Source organism: Arthrobacter sp. NPDC057009, from assembly GCF_042673905.1.
Lineage (GTDB): Bacteria > Actinomycetota > Actinomycetes > Actinomycetales > Micrococcaceae > Arthrobacter.
The window spans coordinates 1-17753 of the sequence record NZ_JBHUSB010000004.1; the positions used below are offsets into that span (position 1 = coordinate 1).

A 17753-nucleotide genomic window follows, 5' to 3' on the forward strand; every position below is an offset into this window, starting at 1 on the left:
GGGTCTGTTACCCACCGCCAAAACCCCGGCCGCGCGCCCGAACTAACTGGGGTGGCCCGGGTTGGGGGGTAAAGCGGGGCCACAAGTGTACGTTCGCGCTCCATCGGGGGGCCACAAGTGTACGTTCGCGCTCCGGCGAGGGGCCACAAGTGTACGTTCGCGCCCAGCGCGGTCAGGAGGAAGAGGGGCGCCGGATGAGGGACTTGATGCGGTCGCGGAGTTTGCGGGCCAGCTGGTAGGCCGCGTAGCGGGGCCGGTTGACGGGCAGGTCCCATGTTCCGGGGTACGCGATCTCGCGCCCCCCGAACGACTTTTTGAACGCGGTGAAACCTGCCCATTTGTGGTCGGGCTGGTCGGCCGGGGCCACGCCCCACAGGTCCACGTGCTTAAGGCCCTTTTCCTGGGCATCGGCCATCAGGGTCACCAGGAGTGGAATGCCCGCGCTGAGCTTGCGGTGGGTGTCGTCCATCGCGGCGTGGGCGTACGTCCGGGTGTCCGCGGAGTCGTACGCGAGTGCTGCCGCCACCGGGCCGCCGTGGAGGTCGGCGATGAACAGGGTCGCAGCGCCGGCCGGCATCAGGGACTCGGCCACCTGCGTCAGGTACTCGTCGCTTTGCGGTTTGAACCCGTTTCGCCGCGCCGTCATGTGCAGGAAATTCAGGAGGACCCGGATGTCTGCCGGATCCTGCGTGGCGCGGAACGTGACGCCCTTCTTGTGGATGTTCCGGTACAGGTTTCGGTTGACCGGCTTCATGTCGGCCAGGACCTCCTTGAAGTCCCGGTCCAGGTCCACGATCCAGCTCAGCTCGGGCTGCTGGTTCACCGGGGCAGGCTGCAGGCCCCGGCTCCGCAACTGGTCCGCGGCGCCGCCGGCATCGAGGCCGGCCGTCGCCGGCTCGATCCGGACAAAGACGGCGCCGCAGGACTTCGCCAGCCCGCGGAGGGCCGTCAGCGCCGCGTCAAAGGCCGCCACCGACTCGGCCACCGGCCCGTAGGGCGCGTACAGCACCTTGCCGGCCGGGTTCTTTTCCTCGATCGCCAGGAAGCTCCAGCCGGGCCCGGACTGCCGGTGCACCCGGCGTCCCAGCGACTTCTGGAAATCCTCCCAGGCTTTCGTTTGCAGGAAGTACTCCACAGTAATTTAGGTCCTCATGGATGTGGTCACGGCGAAGGCCACGGCGTTCTCCGTGGACCCGGACACCGGGTGGACATTGACAGGCTCGTCCGAGGCCGGCAGGAAGGCACTTGCCCCGCGGTCCAGCTGCAGGTCGCCCTTGGGCGAGTCCAGATACACCGAACCGGCGATGACGATGATCACCGCGGCGCCCGACTGCGCCAGCGGAACCGGCGAACCGTCCGGCTGCAGCTCGATCCTCTGGAGCTGGAACTCCCGGAACGGCGGACGGTACAGCTCCTGCCCAAGTTCGGTCGTCTCCCTCTGGAGCATGGGAAAGTCCACCGACTCGAACCTGATCGTGTTAAGCAACTCGGGAACGTCGATGAACTTGGGCGTCAGCCCGCCGCGGAGCACGTTGTCCGAGGACGCCATCACCTCCACGCCCAGCCCGTGCAGATAGGCGTGGACCTTGCCTGCTGGCAGGTAGGCGGCCTCCCCGGGTTCCAAGGACAGCCGGTTAAGTAGCAGGGAGATCAGCACGCCGGGATCGCCCGGGTACTCGCTGTTAAGGCTCAGCACCGTGGACAGTTCCCGCTGATAGGGCGCCATGGGCGCCCCCGCGGCCAGCACGTCGACCACCCGCGACGTCGCCTCCCGGACGTCCTCGCCGCCCGCAATCAGCCGTTCAAACGCCGAACGAAGCGCTGCGGCCTCGTCGGGCTGCGAGAGGTCGTCAATCACCGCCTTCAGCACCTGCGGGACGCCGTCCCCCGGAAGCTCGAGGCAGCCGGCCAGGTGCAGAAAGATGTCCCGGGACTTCTCCGGGTCACGAAAGCCGCACAGCGACTCGAATGGTGTCAGCGCGAAAATCATCTCGGGCTTGTGGTTGTCGTCGTGGTAGTTGCGGTTCGCTGCGTTGGCCGGGATGCCGGCGGCGTTTTCGCGGGCGTAACCGGCACGGGCCTGCTCAAGGCTCGGGTGGACCTGCAGCGACAGCGGCTTCGCCGAGGCCAGGAGCTTGGCCAGGAACGGCAGCCGGGGACCGAATTCGGCCACCGAAGCTGCCCCCAGAAAGTGTTCCGGGTCTTCAGCGATGAGTGCGTCCAGCGGCGTCGTTGTGCCGTCCGGCCGGGTGGCCACCGACGGCGAGTCAGGATGCGCCCCGATCCACAGCTCGGCCTCCGGACCGCCGGACTCCGGCCGGCCCAGCAGGCCGGCGATCGCCGTCGTCGATCCCCACGCATACGGACGCAGGATATTTTCTATCTGGTACACGCCTGGTGTTCCCCCTCTTTTGCTGTACGTGTTGTTCAAAGCGGTGCGCACTGGCCGTTCGTGGCCACCAGGTCGCGGATGGCCTGTTCGTTGCCCTCACGCTTGAACTGGTTCAGCATTTCTTCCGTGATCGGTTCGCCCTCCGGGGTGGTGGTCACCGGAGTGAAGTCCGACGGCGACGACGGTGCCGGCGCCGGGGTGGTGGCCGGAAGACCCGCCAGGGGGCCCGCGGCGGAAAGCCCGTTGCCGGGCAGCGAGCCCGGCTGCAGCACGGTGTCGGCCGGTGCGGTGCCATCCGGTACCGTACCGGCCGGTGCCGCGGCCGGCGACGATTCGGAGCTGGCGGAAGCGAGGAGCTTCCGGACCCGATCATGGATGATATCGAAGTCAGGCACCGTGGAGAAGGACGCGTCGAAGTCCGGCGGCCCGATGGTGAGCCGCTTGATGTCCTTGCCCTTGGCCTTCATGGCGAGGTCCACGAAACTTCCGAGCTGGCTGGAGGAAATGTTGGAGTCAACCACCTTGGTGCCGGCATTGGCGATGTCCTCGAACTTGGCCAGCAGGGTGGCGGGGTCAAGCTGCTTCAGCATGGCCTGCTGGACGCACTGCTGGCGCTGGATCCGGGCGTAGTCGTCCACGAATTCGCGGGAGCGGCCGTACCAGAGGGCGTGGTAGCCGTCGAGCTTCTGTTCGCCGGCGGGAATCCAGCCCAGGGGCATGCCGTGGATGCCGTTGGCCTCGTCGACCATGTCGCCGCTGATGGGAACCCAGCCGCCTGCCTTGATCCGGATGCCGCCCATCGCGTCAATCAGCTTGGCGAACCCGTCCATGTCCACCAGCACGTACGCCTGAACGGTGATGCCGAGTGTGCCGGACACCGCTTCCAGCGTGGCCTGCGCGCCGGGGTCTGCAACGCCCGGGTACAGGTCCTTGTGCTCGTTGGTGACCTCGGTGTTGATGGCGTTGATGAGGCACTCGTCCCCGCAGTTGTAGCCGTCGGGATAGACCTGCAGCATGGGCGAGCCCTCGCTGAACCGCGCGTTCTGCAGGTTCCGCGGCACGGAGATGATGGCCGTCTGGCCGGTTTCGGCATCAACGCTCAGCACGGACAGGCTGTCCGGCCGGCGCCCGGTGCGGTCCGCCCCGGCGTCGCCGCCCATCATGAGGAAGTTGTAGCGCCCGTCCACCGGGTCGATGGCCGGTCCGGCGTTGAAGATGCTTCCGATCGCGTTTCGGCTCACGTTGAGCACGTAGGCGGCGTAGCCCAGCGATCCGCTGCTGGCCACCATGGCCAGGACAAGCGCAATCACGACGGCGGGACGCGTCCGGGCGGGCAGCAGCACCGGCCGGATGAGCCGCAGGGTGTTGATGAACAGCACCAGCCAGCCCACCGCCAGGGCGGTAAGGACCAGGATGATGAGCAGCGAGGCCACCGGATTGGTGATGATGTTGATCAGCAGGGTCCGGTTGATGAACAGCAGTACCAGGGCCAGGACGGCGAGCAGCCAGGCGCTGAGCGTCACGCGCAGGGCGGTCCGGCCAAGCTTGCGGTCCCCGGCCACGATCTGGGCACTGCCGGGCACCAGCAGCGTGAGCAGGATCAGCAGGAACGCACGCTTGGTGCGGACAGGTTCAGTAGCGCTCGACGGGTTGCGGACGGGATCCGTCAGGAGGCCCTGGGACGGCAGTTCGGTGTTGGACATGGCAGATCCCTATCGGCTGCTCCGGAGAGCCACGTTTGTCTCGGAGAAGACCTCGTTGACTTTCTGGCGCAGGTTGGCGCCCTTCCGGCTCGCCACATCGTTCAGTTCCTGGGCGAACTCCAGAAGCTGCGTGCGGAGGCGGGCGGAGAGGTCGTCCGTGCCGGAGGCCAGCATGCGGACCGCGAGCAGGCCCGCGTTCCGTGCCCCCGCGATGGAGACCGTGGCCACCGGTACGCCGGCCGGCATCTGCACGATGGAGAGCAGGGAATCCATGCCGTCCAGGGTCTTGAGCGGCACCGGAACACCGATCACCGGCAGGGGAGTGACCGACGCCAGCATGCCCGGCAGGTGGGCGGCACCGCCGGCGCCGGCAATGATCACACGCAGGCCGCGCTCGTGCGCCGTCTGTCCGTACCGGATCATCTCGGTGGGCATGCGGTGGGCGGAGACAACATCCGCCTCGAACGGAATGCCGAACTCGGCCAGGGCGTCAGCCGCGGCTTCCATGACGGGCCAGTCCGAGTCCGACCCCATGACGAGGCCTACAAGCGGGGAGGGGCCGCCGGCTTCCGGTGCAGCAGCGGATTCGGGGCTCATGGGGTCTCCTCGGTGGTGCCTGTTGCCGTGGCGGGCAGTTTGCCGTCACGGATGATGTTAGCCACGGTGGTGGCGCGCTGCCGGAGGGAGTCAACATCCGCAGCGGATGCGCCCACCAGGTTGACATGGCCGATCTTTCGGCCGGGCCGCACGGACTTGCCGTAACAGTGGATCTTGGCGGCCGGTTCCGTCGCCAGGGCGGCCGGGAAAGCGGAGAAGAGGTCCTGGTTGTCGCCGCCCAGGAAGTTCTTCATCACGGCGACCTGGCCCAGCACGTCAGTCGCACCGAGCGGCAGGTTCAGAACCGCGCGGAGGTGCTGTTCGAACTGGCTGGTGACGGAGCCGTCCTGCGTCCAGTGGCCGGTGTTGTGGGGCCGCATCGCCAGTTCGTTGATCAGGAAGCCGGCGCCGCTGCCGGGCGTCTCGAACATCTCCACGGCCATGACGCCGGTGACGCCGAGTTCATTGGCGATCCGGAGTGCAGCGTCCTCGGCGGCCGCGGCGACCTCAACGGAGATGTTCTGTGCCGGTGCGATCACTTCGTCGCAGACGCCGTCCACCTGGATGGTGTGGACCACGGGCCAGGCGCGGGACGCCCCGTCCGGCGTGCGGGCAACCAGCGCGGAGAGCTCTCGGCTGAACTCCACCTTGGCTTCGGCGAGGAGCGGGCTCATCGCCTCGAACCAGTCGGCGGTCTCTGCGGCTTCCTCAGGCGAGCCCACGATGCGCACGCCCTTACCGTCGTAGCCGCCCCGCGGGGTCTTGAGCACCACCGGCCAGCCGATCCGGTCGCCGAAGCTGACCAGTGCGGCGACGTTGTCCACCGCGGCCCACTCGGGGTTGGGCAGTTCGAGCCGGTCGATGGCCGCGCGCATGACCAGTTTGTCCTGGGCGTTGACCAGCGCCTCCGGGCGGGGCTGGACGTTCACCCCGGCTTCAATCAGGGAATAGAGGTGGTCGCCCGGGACGTGCTCGTGGTCAAAGGTCATCACATCAAGGCCCCTGGAGAATTCCATCAGGGCATCGAGATCCTTGTAGTCGCCCACGGGGGCATTGGGGACAGCGGAGACCGCGGACACGTCTTCGCCTTCAACCAAAATACGGAGTTCAAAGCCCAGGGCAGTGGCGGCCGGGGCCATCATGCGCGCAAGCTGGCCGCCGCCAACCACGCCGATTACTGGAAAAGTCACATGTTCCAGCCTACCGAACAGGAGCGCTGTTGCTGTCTTTCACGGCGATGAAGCTCCCTGAGCCGCCGCATTATGGCGGCGAAGCAGCTGATGGGGAGGTCCACGGAGGGCCCGCTTTTGGGGATACTCCCGGGAAACGGGGCTAAAATGGGAGCTTGGCCCCAACGGCCCCCACTATTCAGACGGCCACGGAGGGTCATGATTAACACACTTGCAGAGCGCATCCGGGGACTCGCCTCGCTTTTCTGGCGCGAGGTGGCGAAGTTCGGTGCCGTCGGCGGTGTGGCGTTTGTCATTGACAACGGGCTGACGTACTACCTGATGCACGGACCCATGACGGACAGCGAGGCCAAGGCCCGCTTCGTGGGCGCCAGCGTTGCCACCGTATTTTCCTGGATCGCCAACCGCCTGTGGACGTTCCGGCACCGCCGCCAGGCCAACGTCCTGCGTGAATTCCTGATGTTCATCCTGATTAACGGCATCGGGATCGGCATCTCCACCGGGTTCACGGCGCTGGCGAAGTACTCGTTGGGCGTCACGGACAAGAACATGCTCTTTGCCGCAGGCGTCGTGGGCATTCTGGTGGCCACGGTGGTCCGCTTCTTTGCCTACCGGTTCCTCGTGTTCAACCAGGAACTGGACCAGGAGCCGGAGTTCTCACACGACCACGCGATCATCGAGGTGCACCACCACTCTGCCCAGCCGGCGGAGCCGGTGCTGGAACCTGGCATGAACGACCCCGAGCGGCCAGTCAGGCCCAGCTAGCAGCTCAGTCGCCGTGGATGCGCTCGGCCGAGAGAAGCTTCTCTGTCAGCTCCACGTCGCCGTGGACCAGGACCACCGAGCCATCGTTTTTCCACGCGCCGAGGGCGTTGGCCAGCGCCGCCTCAAGGCCGTCGGCGGCACGCACCAGGAGCCTCGCACTGGGCTCGTGACCCGCCGCAAACTCCGCCAGCAGGGCTTCGTGCAGGACGGCCCCGCCGTTCGAGCTGCGGACCGCGGAGGAGCCCGGATCGGGATCGTTGTGGGCCATGAAAACGTCACCGTGTGAGCGGACCTCCGCGGCGTAGTCGAGGACCCCGGCGGGCAAATCACCGGGCCACCGCATCGCCAGTGCCGGCAGCGGAACGGCAACGACGGCGTCGAACCGGTCCTCCACCCTGTCCGGCTCGGAGGTGGCGAGCAGGTCGGCGTCGCCGGAATCCAGCACCACCTCCATGCCCAGCTGCCAGGCGGCGAGGGCCCAGATAATCGACTTCCAGTGCGCGGGCAGGTCCAGCCGCAGCCGCATTCCCGGTTCGGCGTCGAGTTCGTCCTGCAGCAGGTTGCTGGTCTTCGCGACCCAGTTGTCCAGCACTCGGCCGGACAGTTCCACCCGCTCGTCGTCAGGCCCGTACCAGGTCAGGCGGGGCGAGGTGGAGTGGCCCGAGCGCAGGGCCGTCATCAGATCAGTGGCCGGGATGTTCATGGCTTCATCTTGCCATGCCTTATCGCGTGATCTCCGGCACAACATTTTGTAACATCGTTTGCCTTAACGTCCCGGGCGGCAGCAAAATTGGCGAAATTGCACGCGCGCGGAACCTGATACTAAGCTTGCTGTCAAATTCGGGGCGGCTTCCGTCCTGCTGACGAAAAAAATTCCCGGGCGTGGCGCGCCTGCTGATCGGCCCGGGCATTGATTATTATTCCGTCGCGGCTTGACTCCCCACTACTTACACACGTGTAATTAGGTATTGAAAAGCCGCGGCGAACACTCAGGAACACCAAGTAGTCTCCTGATCGTCGGGCCGGGGGCCGCACTACTCAGGAGGGGACGCCATGGGGCAAGCGGAGCGTATTGATGATGCTGTAGTGGCCGGCCAGGCCACAGCAAAGTACCGGTCTCGGGGGGTGCCCAGTGACTGGTACGTGGATCCGGCCGACCCGGACGCCGCAGAGCGGTACAACGTGGGCACGTCTGCCTCTTTGCAGGATCAGGCCACGGCCTTCCTCGCCCAACACGAGGCGCTCCAGAATGAGTCCCTCCTGGCCGGACGGCCGGAGCAGGACGAGGACGATCTCGATCCCCCCATGGAGATCCGGAACCCGGAGCCCACCACGCTGGCCCAGCCGGTGTGGATTGGATTGCCGCTGGGACAGGATTTCGACGACGAAGGCGAGCTGGGGTGGCAGACCGATGCCCTGTGCGCCCAGACTGATCCGGAGGCCTTCTTTCCGGAAAAGGGCGGTTCCACGAGGGACGCCAAGAAAGTCTGCGGAGCATGCAGCGTACGGTCGCAGTGCCTGGAGTACGCATTGTCGAATGACGAACGGTTCGGGATTTGGGGTGGCCTCTCCGAGCGTGAGCGCCGACGGCTGAGGAAGCGAGCGGTCTAATTCTTCAGGAAGTACATGTCACTGCCGTTGTGGTAGCCCACAACGGCAGTGCTTATTTGCCCAGGACTCTTACAGCGCTGGCCTCGCAGACCCGGCCGGCGGACACCGTGATCGGGGTGGATACCGGCTCACAGGACACTTCGGCTGCGCTCCTGCAGCGCGCCCTCGGCGATGCCAACGTCACCACCGCCGATACCGGCAGGGCGGGGATGGGTACCGCCGTGCGGGCCGGTCTGGCCGCCCTGGCCCCATGGAAACCGCAGGGCACGCGCGACCGGTCCGAATGGATCTGGCTGCTGCACGATGACGCGGCGCCGGCGCCCGAGGCCCTTGCCGAACTGCTGCACGCTGTGGAGCGTGCCCCCTCCGTCACGGTTGCCGGCTGCAAGCAACTGGACTGGAACGCCAAACGGCGCCTGATCGACGTCGGGCTTTCCACCAGCCGCTGGGCCGAGCGGCTCACGCTGATCGAGGCGGACGAACTCGACCAGGGGCAGTACGACGGGCGTTCCGACACGTTCGCGGTCAACTCCGCCGGCATGCTGGTCAGGCGGGATATCTGGGAACATCTCAAAGGCTTTGACCCGGCGCTTCCCGGCACGGGCGACGACGTCGACTTCTGCTGGCGGAACCGGCTGGCCGGGCACCGCGTGGTGGTGGTTCCCAGCGCGAAAATGTTCCACGTCTCGCACCGGCCGCACGCCCTTGGCACCGCCTCCGCCGCGCGCCGGGCACAGGTGCACCTGCGGCTCAAGCACGCCCCGCTCTGGGCGCTGCCGCTGCACGCTGTGGGCGCGCTCCTTGGGAGCCTCCTCCGGCTGGTCTTCAGCATCGCCGTGAAGGATCCCGGGTACGGCTTTTCGCAGCTCCTGGCCACTGCCGCTGCCCTCGCCAGGCCCGCTGCCCTCGCCCGCGGGCGGCGCAACGCTGCCCGCACCCGCCGTGTCCGCCGCTCCGTGGTCAAGGCGTTGCAGACCGAACGGCGCGAAGTCTGGGGCCACCGGCGCTCCCTGATGGAAGCCCTCGGCGCGGACGACGCCCGGGCCACCGAGGACAGCAATTCTCCGCTGGAGCAACAACCCAGCGGCGACTCGACGGACGACTTTGCAGCCCTGTCCACGAGCGAGCGGGGCTGGGTAGGCAACGGGGCCGTCGCCGCCGTGATCATTGCCGCCGCGGCGTCCTTCGCCGGCCTGGCCGCGCTTTTCCAGGCAGACGCCGCTGGAGGCGGGGCGCTCCTGCCGGTCTCTGCCCGGTTGGAGGACATCTGGCACCACGCCTCCAGCTGGTGGATCGGACTGGGCGCAGGACTTCCCGGCCACGGCGATCCGTTCGACTACGTCCTGTGGATCCTTGGCCTGCTGGGCGGCGGCAACGCGAACGGCGCCGTCGTCTGGCTGCTCCTGCTGGCCATGCCGCTCTCCGGACTGACTGCCTGGTTCGCTTCCGGAGCCCTGACCTCCTACCGCCGCTTCCGGCTGGCCGCTGCGCTGGTCTGGGCGGCGGCGCCGGCCCTGCAGGTGGCCGTCAACCAGGGGCGCGTCGGAGCGCTGCTGGCCCACCTCATGATGCCGCTGCTGGTCCTCGCGCTGCTGCGGGCCACCGGCTCCGCCGTCGGACGCGGCCGCTTCGCCCCGGTGCCGGCCGGCAGCCTCGCTGACCAGCCACCGGCCAAGCCCGGGGTCAACGGCACGCCGTCCTGGACGGCAGCCGCAGCTGCGGGGCTGGCGCTGGCGGTCATCACCGCCGCCGCACCGTCGCTCCTGCTGCCGGCCGCCGCCGTCATCATCCTCCTGAGCCTGCTGCTGCGGAAACGCGGACGCACGCTCTGGTGGGCGCTGCTGCCGAGTGCTGCACTGTTCGTCCCGTTTGCCCTGTCCACCCTGGACCGGCCCAGGGCGCTGCTTGCTGACCCCGGGCTGCCCGTGCCTTTCGAGGCCGCCCCGGTGTGGCAGCAGATCCTGGGCCAGCCGCTCAGTTTCGACCCCGCCGGCGGGCTTTCCGGGCTGGCGTTCTTTTCCGGCGGCTCCGTCCCGTGGGCGCTCCTGCTGGCCCTCCTGGTAGGGGTGCCGCTGCTGGCGCTGGCTGTTGCCGCGCTCTTTGTTCCGCTCCGGGTCCACCCGGACCGCCGGGGCCGTGTGGCCCGGGTCCTCTGGGCCGTGGCGCTGCTGGCGCTGGCCGGCGGCTGGCTGGCAGCCCATGTCGCCACCGGCGCCGGCGCGCAGGCCCTCGTGGTGCCGTTCACCGGTCCGGCCGTGTCCGCCGCCGTTTTCGCGCTGCTCGCGGCAGCGGTCATCGGAGGCGACGGCCTGCTGACGCTTGCCGGCTCCGGTCCGGACAGCCAACTCCGTGCCCGGGGAACGCGTGGCGCTACCGCGGCCCGCGTCACTGCGGTGCTGGTCCTGGTGCTCCTGCTCGCCGGACCGCTGGCCGGGCTGGCGGCGTGGACCGTGCAGAACGTGGTGCAGCCGGCCGATGCCACGGTGCAGGCCGGCACCGCCCACCTCGGAACGCCACGGCTCGTGGGTCCCACGGACCCGCGGGTGCTGCCCGCCACCGCGGTGGATCGCGGCGAGGGGCCGGAACAGACCCGGACACTGCTGATCAGCACCGGCGAGGACGGAACCTACAGCGCCACCCTCATGCGCGGACGCGGCACCACACTGGACAGCCTCTCAGCCATCGCGGCGGCCCGGGACATCCTGGGCACACCCGGGCAGGAAGCGGTCCGCGACGACGATGAGGTCACCGCTGCGCTGCGCACCAGCGTGGCCACCCTGGTGGCTGCCCGCGGCGTCGACCCGCGGCCCGAACTGGAGCGGCTCGGCGTCGGATTCATCGTCCTGCGCGCCGCGGACACGGCGGCTCAGCTGACCGCCAGCCGGATGGACGCGGTTCCCGGGCTGACGGCCGTCGGGCCCACTGACTCCGGCTGGCTCTGGCGGGTGACACCGCTGAACGACGCCGTCCTGCAGCCCGCCGACGTCGCCCACCGGGTGCGCATCGTCGACAGCAAGGGTGCCACCATCGGGCTGGTCCGCTCGGATCTGACCGGCGCCCAGGCCGAGGTCCCCAAAGGACCTGAAGGCCGGCTGCTCGTGCTCGCCGAGCGGGCGGATCCCGGCTGGACCGCCTGGCTCGACGGCCGCAAACTGACGTCCACCACCTCCGGCTGGTCCCAGGCCTTCACGCTGCCTCCGCAGGCCGGCCAGGTGACAGTCCGGTACGAAAGCCCCTGGGCGCTCTGGTCCGGCATCCTCCAGGCCGCCGTCATTGGCCTGACGGTCCTGCTGGCGCTGCCAATGCCGGCACGGCGCCCCAACACCGGCCTGTCCAGGGACGAAGGCGCCCTGCGTAAGGAATACCAGAATGCATGAGGAAGAGAACGACGGCGGAAAGGCCGCTAAGCGGGGCATCAGCCCGGCAGCCGGGGCTACCGAAAGCAAGGCTTCCGGTGGCCGGCCCGGCGGGGCCAGCCGCATAGGCGGCCGCCGCGGCGTGGCGGCCGGGCTGCTCTCCGGCGCCGTCATCCTTGCCGCCGGCGGGGGACTGGTTGCGGCAACAGCCCTGGCGCCGCAGCCGTCGTCAGCCCGGCCGCTCGGCGTGGCGAAAGCGGCCGTTCCGGCCGGAAGCGTCCAGGATGTCTGCCCTGCCCCGGCGCGGCTCCTCGAGGGAACCCCGGTGGGGACCGACCCCCAGTTCAGCCCCGAATCCGCCACGGCCAAAAGCTCTGTGTCCGCCCTGGTGGTCAGCTCGGCGGGCGGCAGTCTTCCCGGCAGTGCGCTTTCCGCGCTGAAGGGGTCGGAGCTGCAGCGGATTGCCAAGGCGCCCGGCTCTGCCACGGCTCCGGCCGGTTCCTCCGGATTGCTCGCCGCGGCCCTCGAAGGGGAAACCGTGGAAGACGTCAGCGTCCTGTCCGCGGACGCCCTGGCCAACCGGCAGCCTGCGGCGGCAGCACTCATGGCCTATACGGCGACGGACGGGGACCTCCAGGGCTCTGCAGCGGCCGCCTGCCAGACGCCGTCGAACGACCTCTGGCTTAGCGGCGCCAACACAGCCCTGGGCCGCAGCAGCGTCCTCAACCTCACCAACGCTTCCACCACGCCCGCAACCGTGAACCTTGAGCTTTACGGGAAGGCCGGCCAGATCAAGGCCTCAGGCAGCCGCGGCCTGCTCGTGGGACCCAAGACGACCCGCTCCATCGTCCTGGCCGGTCTCGCTCCCGGTGAAGAACTGCTGAGCGTGCACGTCCGAAGCTCCGGCGGCCCCGTCAGCGGCTTCATCCAGCAAAGCGTGCTGCGCGGGCTGACCTCCGGCGGCGTCGACTTCATTGCGCCCGGGATATCCGCCGGTCCCTCCCAGGTGATGACGGGCATCGACATCCAGGACGCCGGGGACGTGAAGTCGCTGACCGGAGAATCCGGGTTCGACGACGCCGGCCCGTCGCTGCAGATCACCGTGCCAGGCCCGTCGGACGCCGTGGTGGAGGTCAAGCTGTTCGGCCGGGCCGGGCAGCAGGCACTCCCGGGAGGAGGCGTGGTCACCGCCAAAGCCGGCACCGTCACGGAGGTGCCACTGGCCGGAGTGCCCGCCGGCCAGTACACGGTCTCGGCCACCTCCGATGTCAGCATCGTGGCCGCGGCCCGGGTGAGCCGGGGTCTGAAGGCCGGCCAGAGCCTGGATTTCGCCTGGTCGCCCGCGTCCGCCCAGCTGGGCAGCCAGCACGTGGTCCCGCTTCCCCAGGGCGGGGAACGGCTGCTGGTTTTCGGAGCCCTTGATGACAGGGCGACCATTTCCTATACGCCGGTCACGGTCGACGGGAAACTCCGTACCGCGGCCACCGCGGACATCGCCGCCGGCACTACCACCGCCCTCAAGGCTGCCGACCGGATCGGGAACTCGGCCGTCGTCGGCTACCTGGTGTCCGCTTCCGGCGGAGCGGCCTACGGCACGGTGCTGCTGGAGCGGGAGGGCCGGAACGACATCTCCACGGTGGCCATAACCCCGGGCGCGGAGGGGCAGGAAAAAGTACCGGTGACGCTGGGCTACTAGCTGGGGTGCGCCCGGTTTTCAGGACCGGCCCTGGTGTTTTCGGACCGGCCGCTAGTGGCGCCGCGCTAGTAACGCCGGCGGTAGACGGGGTCCAGCGTTTCCGGGGCCACGCCGAGCATCTCGGCGGTGTGCTCCACCACCACATCATGCACCAGGTCCTGGAGCTCCTCCTTGACCGGGCAGGCCTGCTCAACCACGCGGCGGTACAACGTGATGATGGGCCCCTCATCCTCGGTGGCAGGGGTGTAGCAGCCCAGCGGCGCGGGTGAGCGCTCGGCCAGAAGCTGTTCGAGGTTCGGCGGGATCTCATCGACGGCGAACCGGACGCCGTCGAGGGGCTTGCCCCAGATGTCGTGTAGCCGCTGGGCGGAGTCCATCACGAATTCATCGAACCGGTCCGAGCGGCTCCGGTAACCGGGGAGGGTGGGCAGCAGCAGTTCGCCCCGCAGGCCGCGGCCGTGCCGGTTGCGCCGGCGCTGGGCGAAGCTCCGGCCAGCAGGAACCCCGGCAGCGTCCCGGGGCGAATCCGGGTCAGCCAACCGGACCGTGAAACCCGAAGAGTGGTGCGATGACTGCATATACAGACTCTAGACCCGCCAAATGATTTGCGCGACATAACCGGACCGGAGCCCCGCCGTCGTGGCGCCGGCAGGCCCGCCGCCGTGGCGCGGGCCGCCGTCAATGTCGGGAAATCTGCCTGGGGCGGAGTATTCTGTGTTTTCGTGGGTGCAATACGTCAGTGTTCAAGATCAGCCTGCCGCCAGTCCGCGGTGGCCACGTTGACGTACGTCTACGCGGACTCCACCGCCGTCCTCGGCCCGCTGGCGACCTACGCGGAGCCGCACTGCTACGACCTCTGCGAGCAGCACGCCGGTTCGCTGACCGTGCCGCGCGGCTGGGAAGTGCTCCGCCTGGCCATGCCTTCGCAGCCGCCCCAGCCGGGTCCAGACGACCTTCTGGCCCTGGCCGACGCCGTCCGTGAGGCTGCGTCCCGCCCGGCGTCCCCGGCCCCGGGTCAGCGCGCCGCCCACTCGGCGCTGGAGGCACCCGCCGCAACGGAGGGCACCCGCCGCGGCCACCTGCGCATCCTGCGCGGACCCTCCTGATTCCGTGCGGACCATCCCCGGGAGCCGTCCCGGCCGTTCGCAAACCATCCTCGTACCGAACTGGCGGTAGGCTGGAAGCTGAATTCCGTCAGCCATCGCGCTTGTGCCCAGCAGGGAGCATCCACCATGCCAAAGATCAGTCCTGAACTGTTGTCCGTCCTGCGGTGCCCGGTCACCGGATCGGCCCTGACCCAGGAGGGCGAGGAACTCGTCTCAACGTCGGCGGCGGAGACCGGCGAGCGGGTACGTTACGCCATCGAGGACGGCATCCCGCTGCTGCTTCCGCCGGAGCTTCGCGCCGCCGCAACGGCCGCCCGGTCGGACCAGCACGACGGCGGCCCCGCAGCGGCCGCCCCCACCGCCTAACACCCAGCCAGCACCGCACAAGGCTAGACGCCGGATACAGCAAAGGATTCCCATGACGTTCGATTACAAGGTTGCCGACATCTCCCTGGCCGGGGCCGGGCGCCACCAGATCCGCCTCGCCGAGCACGAGATGCCGGGCCTCATGTCGCTGCGCCGGGAATTCGGACCCAGCCAGCCCCTCAAGGGCGCCCGGATCGCCGGTTCGCTGCACATGACCGTGCAGACCGCAGTCCTCATCGAGACCCTCACCGCACTCGGTGCGGAGGTCCGGTGGGCCTCCTGCAACATCTTCTCCACGCAGGACGAGGCCGCTGCCGCCGTCGTGGTTGGCACCGGCACCGTGGAAGACCCGCAGGGCGTTCCCGTGTTTGCCTGGAAGGGCGAAACGCTGGAGGAATACTGGTGGACGGCTGAGCAGATCCTCACCTGGCCGGGTGCTGACACGAACCCTGAGCTGGGCCCCAACATGATTCTCGACGACGGCGGCGACGCCACGCTGCTGCTGCACCGAGGCGTGGAATTCGAGGCTGCCGGCGCCGTTCCCGCCCCGGCAGCCAACGACCCCGAGGAATACGGGATCGTCCTGGACGTCCTGCGCCGGACCCTGGCCGAGGACCCGAAGAAGTGGACCCGCCTCGCGGCCGGCATCCACGGCGTCACCGAGGAGACCACCACCGGCGTGCACCGCCTGTACCAGCTCGCCGAACAGGGCAAGCTGCTCTTCCCGGCGATCAACGTCAACGACTCCGTGACGAAGAGCAAGTTCGACAACAAGTACGGCATCCGGCACTCCCTTCCGGACGGCCTCAACCGGGCCACCGACGTCCTCATGGGCGGCAAGGTCGCCGTCGTCTGCGGCTACGGCGATGTGGGCAAGGGCGCCGCCGAGGCACTCCGCGGCCAGGGCGCCCGCGTGATCGTCACCGAAATCGACCCCATCTGTGCGCTGCAGGCAGCCATGGATGGCTACCAGGTGGCCAAGCTGGAGAGTGTCCTGGACCAGGGCGACATTTTCATCACCACCACGGGCAACAAGGACGTCATCATGGCCGAGCACATGGCGGGCATGAAGAACAAGGCCATCGTGGGCAACATCGGCCACTTCGACAACGAGATCGACATGGCCGGCCTCGCCCGGATCCCCGGGATCCGCAAGGTCGAGATCAAGCCCCAGGTCCACGAATGGGTCTTCGGCGGCGACGCGGCAGACGACGCGCGGTCCATCATCGTCCTGTCCGAAGGGCGCCTGCTGAACCTGGGCAACGCCACCGGCCACCCGTCCTTCGTCATGAGCAACTCGTTCGCCAACCAGACCATCGCCCAGATCGAACTGTTTACCAAGAAGGACCAGCCCGAAGGCGAGCGGGAATACGAAAAGCAGGTCTACGTACTGCCCAAGATCCTGGACGAGAAGGTCGCGCGGCTTCACCTCGACGCCCTCGGCGTTGAACTGACCGAGCTGTCCAAGGACCAGGCCGACTACCTGGACGTGGACGTGGCCGGCCCGTTCAAACCGGATCACTACCGCTACTGACAGTCACCGGCTACGGCGCGCCCTCCACCCTGGCAGCCCGGCGCGCCGTGGCCGCCGGGTCAGGCGCAGCACTGCCGTGCGATAAAATTGACTGGTCAGCGTTACCGCTGGGCACACGGACGGATGCCGATCGGCAGCCCGGTGGGACACGGAGAAACCAGTCATGACGGAAAAGAACAACCGGAAAACCGGCAAAATCATCGCCGTCGTCGCCATTTGCGCTGCGGTTGCTGCCGGCGGAATCGGCGTCGCCACCGCCCCTGGCTGGGCAAACCCCACACCCCAATCCGAGGCCTCCAGCCCGGTCCGCAATGAACCGGGCCTCGCCAGCCCGGTGGTCAAGGCTGTGGAACTGGGCGTGACTCCGCTCGACGGCGCCAAGGGCGTCAATCCCGCGGTGGCGCCCTCAGTGAAGGCCGTCAACGGCCGCGTTCAGGACGTTGTGCTGGTGCCGGCCGCCGGGGGAGAGCCCGTCCAAGGCACTGTGAGCGCCGACGGCAGCACGTGGACGGCCGTGGACCCGCTGCAGTTCAACACACCCTACAGCTACAGCTACACCATCGTGGATGAGGCGGGCCGGGAGACCAAGAAGGCCCAGACCTTCACCACCGTGGAGCCCGCCAATGAAGCGGACGCCGCCGTGTACCCCGAGAACGGCTCCACCGTCGGCGCAGGGCAGCCGATCGACATCGTGTTCAGTGAGCCCGTCACCAACAAGGCCGCGGTGGAAAAGGCCGTCAAGATCAGCGTCTCCTCCAAGCAGCCCGTCGCCTGGCACTGGTACTCGGACCAGAAGGCCCGCATCCGCCCCGAGAAGTTCTGGGCGTCCAACAGCCAGGTCACCGTGGACATGAAGCTCTTCGGGGTGGACTTCGGCAACGGCATGATCGGCAACTTCAACGCCAAGGTGCAGTTCAAGGTGGGCCAGCAGCGCCTCGCCGTGGTGGACGACAACACCAAGACCATGAAGGTTTACTTCGACGGCAAACTGGTCAGGACCGCCCCCGTCACCCTTGGCGGGTCCGACTGGCTTTCCCCGACCGGCTACGCCGTGATCATGGAGCAGGAGCGGCATTCCAAGTTCAACGCGGGAAGCATCGGCCTGAAGCCGGGCGACAAGGGTTACTACCCGCCGCTGACCGTGGAGTACGCGAACAGGCTCACGTCCTCCGGCGTGTATGTCCACCAGGCGCTCCAGTCGGCGTGGGGCTCGGTGGGCGTTGCGAACGTCTCCCACGGCTGTGTCGGGCTGCTGCCCGCGGATGCTGCCTGGTTCTTCAACAACATGAAGTCCGGCGACGTCGTCCAGGTCCTGAACACGGGCGCCCCGCCGGTCGAGCCGCTCGAGGGCTACGGCGACTGGAACATTCCCTGGGCCCAGTACGCCAAGCGCTAGGGCTCTTCGCCAAACGCTGGCCTGCTGTGCCTGGCGTGACC

At 68.3% G+C, this 17753-nt stretch carries 15 protein-coding genes; 8 read left to right on the plus strand and 7 right to left on the minus strand.

What is annotated here, in order from left to right:
• Positions 1 to 172: 172 nt before the first annotated feature.
• Genes ACFTR6_RS05730 through ACFTR6_RS05750 form a run of 5 tightly spaced genes read right to left on the minus strand, consistent with a single transcriptional unit; the run spans position 173 to position 5882 of the window.
• Complete coding sequence (locus ACFTR6_RS05730; protein ID WP_377957202.1) at positions 173 to 1135, minus strand: lipid II:glycine glycyltransferase FemX; 963 nt, start codon at positions 1133 to 1135, stop codon at positions 173 to 175.
• A 6-nt stretch (positions 1136 to 1141) separates the two neighbouring features.
• Complete coding sequence (gene manA / locus ACFTR6_RS05735) at positions 1142 to 2392, minus strand: mannose-6-phosphate isomerase, class I (RefSeq protein ID WP_076798370.1); 1251 nt, start codon at positions 2390 to 2392, stop codon at positions 1142 to 1144.
• Between the two features lie 35 nt (positions 2393 to 2427).
• On the minus strand, positions 2428 to 4095 hold the full coding sequence (locus ACFTR6_RS05740; protein WP_377957203.1) for an LCP family protein: 1668 nt from the start codon (positions 4093 to 4095) through the stop codon (positions 2428 to 2430).
• Between the two features lie 9 nt (positions 4096 to 4104).
• Complete coding sequence (gene purE / locus ACFTR6_RS05745) at positions 4105 to 4692, minus strand: 5-(carboxyamino)imidazole ribonucleotide mutase (RefSeq protein WP_076798368.1); 588 nt, start codon at positions 4690 to 4692, stop codon at positions 4105 to 4107.
• Positions 4689 to 5882 (minus strand): 5-(carboxyamino)imidazole ribonucleotide synthase, encoded by a 1194-nt coding sequence (locus ACFTR6_RS05750; RefSeq protein WP_076798367.1) that lies wholly within the window; start codon positions 5880 to 5882, stop codon positions 4689 to 4691. Before ACFTR6_RS05750 ends, purE begins: the two co-directional genes overlap by 4 nt.
• 198 nt (positions 5883 to 6080) lie before the next feature.
• Between ACFTR6_RS05750 and ACFTR6_RS05755 the strand changes: the two genes are divergently transcribed.
• Positions 6081 to 6647, plus strand: a complete 567-nt coding sequence (locus tag ACFTR6_RS05755) for a GtrA family protein (protein WP_377957204.1) — start codon at positions 6081 to 6083, stop codon at positions 6645 to 6647.
• A gap of 4 nt (positions 6648 to 6651) precedes the next feature.
• On the opposite strand, the gene ACFTR6_RS05760 is transcribed toward ACFTR6_RS05755, so the two are convergent.
• Positions 6652 to 7350 carry a TIGR03089 family protein gene (locus ACFTR6_RS05760; protein ID WP_377957205.1) on the minus strand — a complete coding sequence of 233 codons (699 nt, stop codon included), beginning with the start codon at positions 7348 to 7350 and terminating at the stop codon, positions 6652 to 6654.
• Positions 7351 to 7700: 350 nt separating this feature from the next.
• Here ACFTR6_RS05760 and ACFTR6_RS05765 point away from each other — a divergent pair, with 350 nt between their 5' ends.
• From ACFTR6_RS05765 to ACFTR6_RS05775, 3 genes are read left to right on the plus strand one after another with little or no spacing between them, the layout of a single operon-like run.
• A complete protein-coding gene (locus ACFTR6_RS05765) occupies positions 7701 to 8258 on the plus strand; it encodes a WhiB family transcriptional regulator (protein ID WP_076798364.1) in 558 nt (185 codons plus the stop codon).
• Positions 8259 to 8287: 29 nt separating this feature from the next.
• The gene (locus ACFTR6_RS05770) at positions 8288 to 11635 is read left to right on the plus strand and encodes a glycosyltransferase (RefSeq protein WP_377957206.1); all 3348 of its coding nucleotides are present in this window, start codon (positions 8288 to 8290) and stop codon (positions 11633 to 11635) included.
• The gene (locus ACFTR6_RS05775; protein ID WP_377957207.1) at positions 11628 to 13310 is read left to right on the plus strand and encodes a DUF5719 family protein; all 1683 of its coding nucleotides are present in this window, start codon (positions 11628 to 11630) and stop codon (positions 13308 to 13310) included. The genes ACFTR6_RS05770 and ACFTR6_RS05775 overlap by 8 nt, the downstream gene beginning before the upstream one ends.
• Before the next feature lie 65 nt (positions 13311 to 13375).
• Here the strand turns inward: ACFTR6_RS05775 and ACFTR6_RS05780 are convergent, their stop codons facing one another.
• Positions 13376 to 13888: a metallopeptidase family protein gene (locus tag ACFTR6_RS05780; RefSeq protein ID WP_087873282.1), complete on the minus strand. Its 513-nt coding sequence runs from the start codon at positions 13886 to 13888 to the stop codon at positions 13376 to 13378.
• 144 nt (positions 13889 to 14032) lie between these two features.
• Between ACFTR6_RS05780 and ACFTR6_RS05785 the strand changes: the two genes are divergently transcribed.
• The 4 genes from ACFTR6_RS05785 to ACFTR6_RS05800 all read left to right on the plus strand — a co-directional run bounded on the left by ACFTR6_RS05785 (position 14033) and on the right by ACFTR6_RS05800 (position 17712).
• Positions 14033 to 14416, plus strand: coding sequence for a DUF3499 domain-containing protein (locus ACFTR6_RS05785; protein ID WP_377957208.1), 384 nt, complete (start codon positions 14033 to 14035; stop codon positions 14414 to 14416).
• 126 nt (positions 14417 to 14542) lie between these two features.
• Complete coding sequence (locus ACFTR6_RS05790) at positions 14543 to 14782, plus strand: Trm112 family protein (protein ID WP_076798361.1); 240 nt, start codon at positions 14543 to 14545, stop codon at positions 14780 to 14782.
• A 52-nt stretch (positions 14783 to 14834) separates the two neighbouring features.
• Positions 14835 to 16316, plus strand: a complete 1482-nt coding sequence (ahcY, locus tag ACFTR6_RS05795) for an adenosylhomocysteinase (protein ID WP_377957209.1) — start codon at positions 14835 to 14837, stop codon at positions 16314 to 16316.
• Between the two features lie 163 nt (positions 16317 to 16479).
• Positions 16480 to 17712, plus strand: coding sequence for an Ig-like domain-containing protein (locus tag ACFTR6_RS05800; protein WP_076798359.1), 1233 nt, complete (start codon positions 16480 to 16482; stop codon positions 17710 to 17712).
• The last annotated feature ends 41 nt before the right edge of the window (positions 17713 to 17753 follow it).

What these genes read in the sequence shown, in the direction of transcription:
- ACFTR6_RS05740 (WP_377957203.1), bottom strand. Translation starts at nt 4,095, where the DNA reads ATGTCCAACACCGAACTGCCGTCCCAGGGCCTCCTGACGGATCCCGTC.
- purE (WP_076798368.1), bottom strand. Translation starts at nt 4,692, where the DNA reads ATGAGCCCCGAATCCGCTGCTGCACCGGAAGCCGGCGGCCCCTCCCCG.
- ACFTR6_RS05755 (WP_377957204.1), top strand. Translation starts at nt 6,081, where the DNA reads ATGATTAACACACTTGCAGAGCGCATCCGGGGACTCGCCTCGCTTTTC.
- ACFTR6_RS05760 (WP_377957205.1), bottom strand. Translation starts at nt 7,350, where the DNA reads ATGAACATCCCGGCCACTGATCTGATGACGGCCCTGCGCTCGGGCCAC.
- ACFTR6_RS05765 (WP_076798364.1), top strand. Translation starts at nt 7,701, where the DNA reads ATGGGGCAAGCGGAGCGTATTGATGATGCTGTAGTGGCCGGCCAGGCC.
- ACFTR6_RS05775 (WP_377957207.1), top strand. Translation starts at nt 11,628, where the DNA reads ATGCATGAGGAAGAGAACGACGGCGGAAAGGCCGCTAAGCGGGGCATC.
- ACFTR6_RS05780 (WP_087873282.1), bottom strand. Translation starts at nt 13,888, where the DNA reads ATGCAGTCATCGCACCACTCTTCGGGTTTCACGGTCCGGTTGGCTGAC.
- ACFTR6_RS05790 (WP_076798361.1), top strand. Translation starts at nt 14,543, where the DNA reads ATGCCAAAGATCAGTCCTGAACTGTTGTCCGTCCTGCGGTGCCCGGTC.
- ahcY (WP_377957209.1), top strand. Translation starts at nt 14,835, where the DNA reads ATGACGTTCGATTACAAGGTTGCCGACATCTCCCTGGCCGGGGCCGGG.
- ACFTR6_RS05800 (WP_076798359.1), top strand. Translation starts at nt 16,480, where the DNA reads ATGACGGAAAAGAACAACCGGAAAACCGGCAAAATCATCGCCGTCGTC.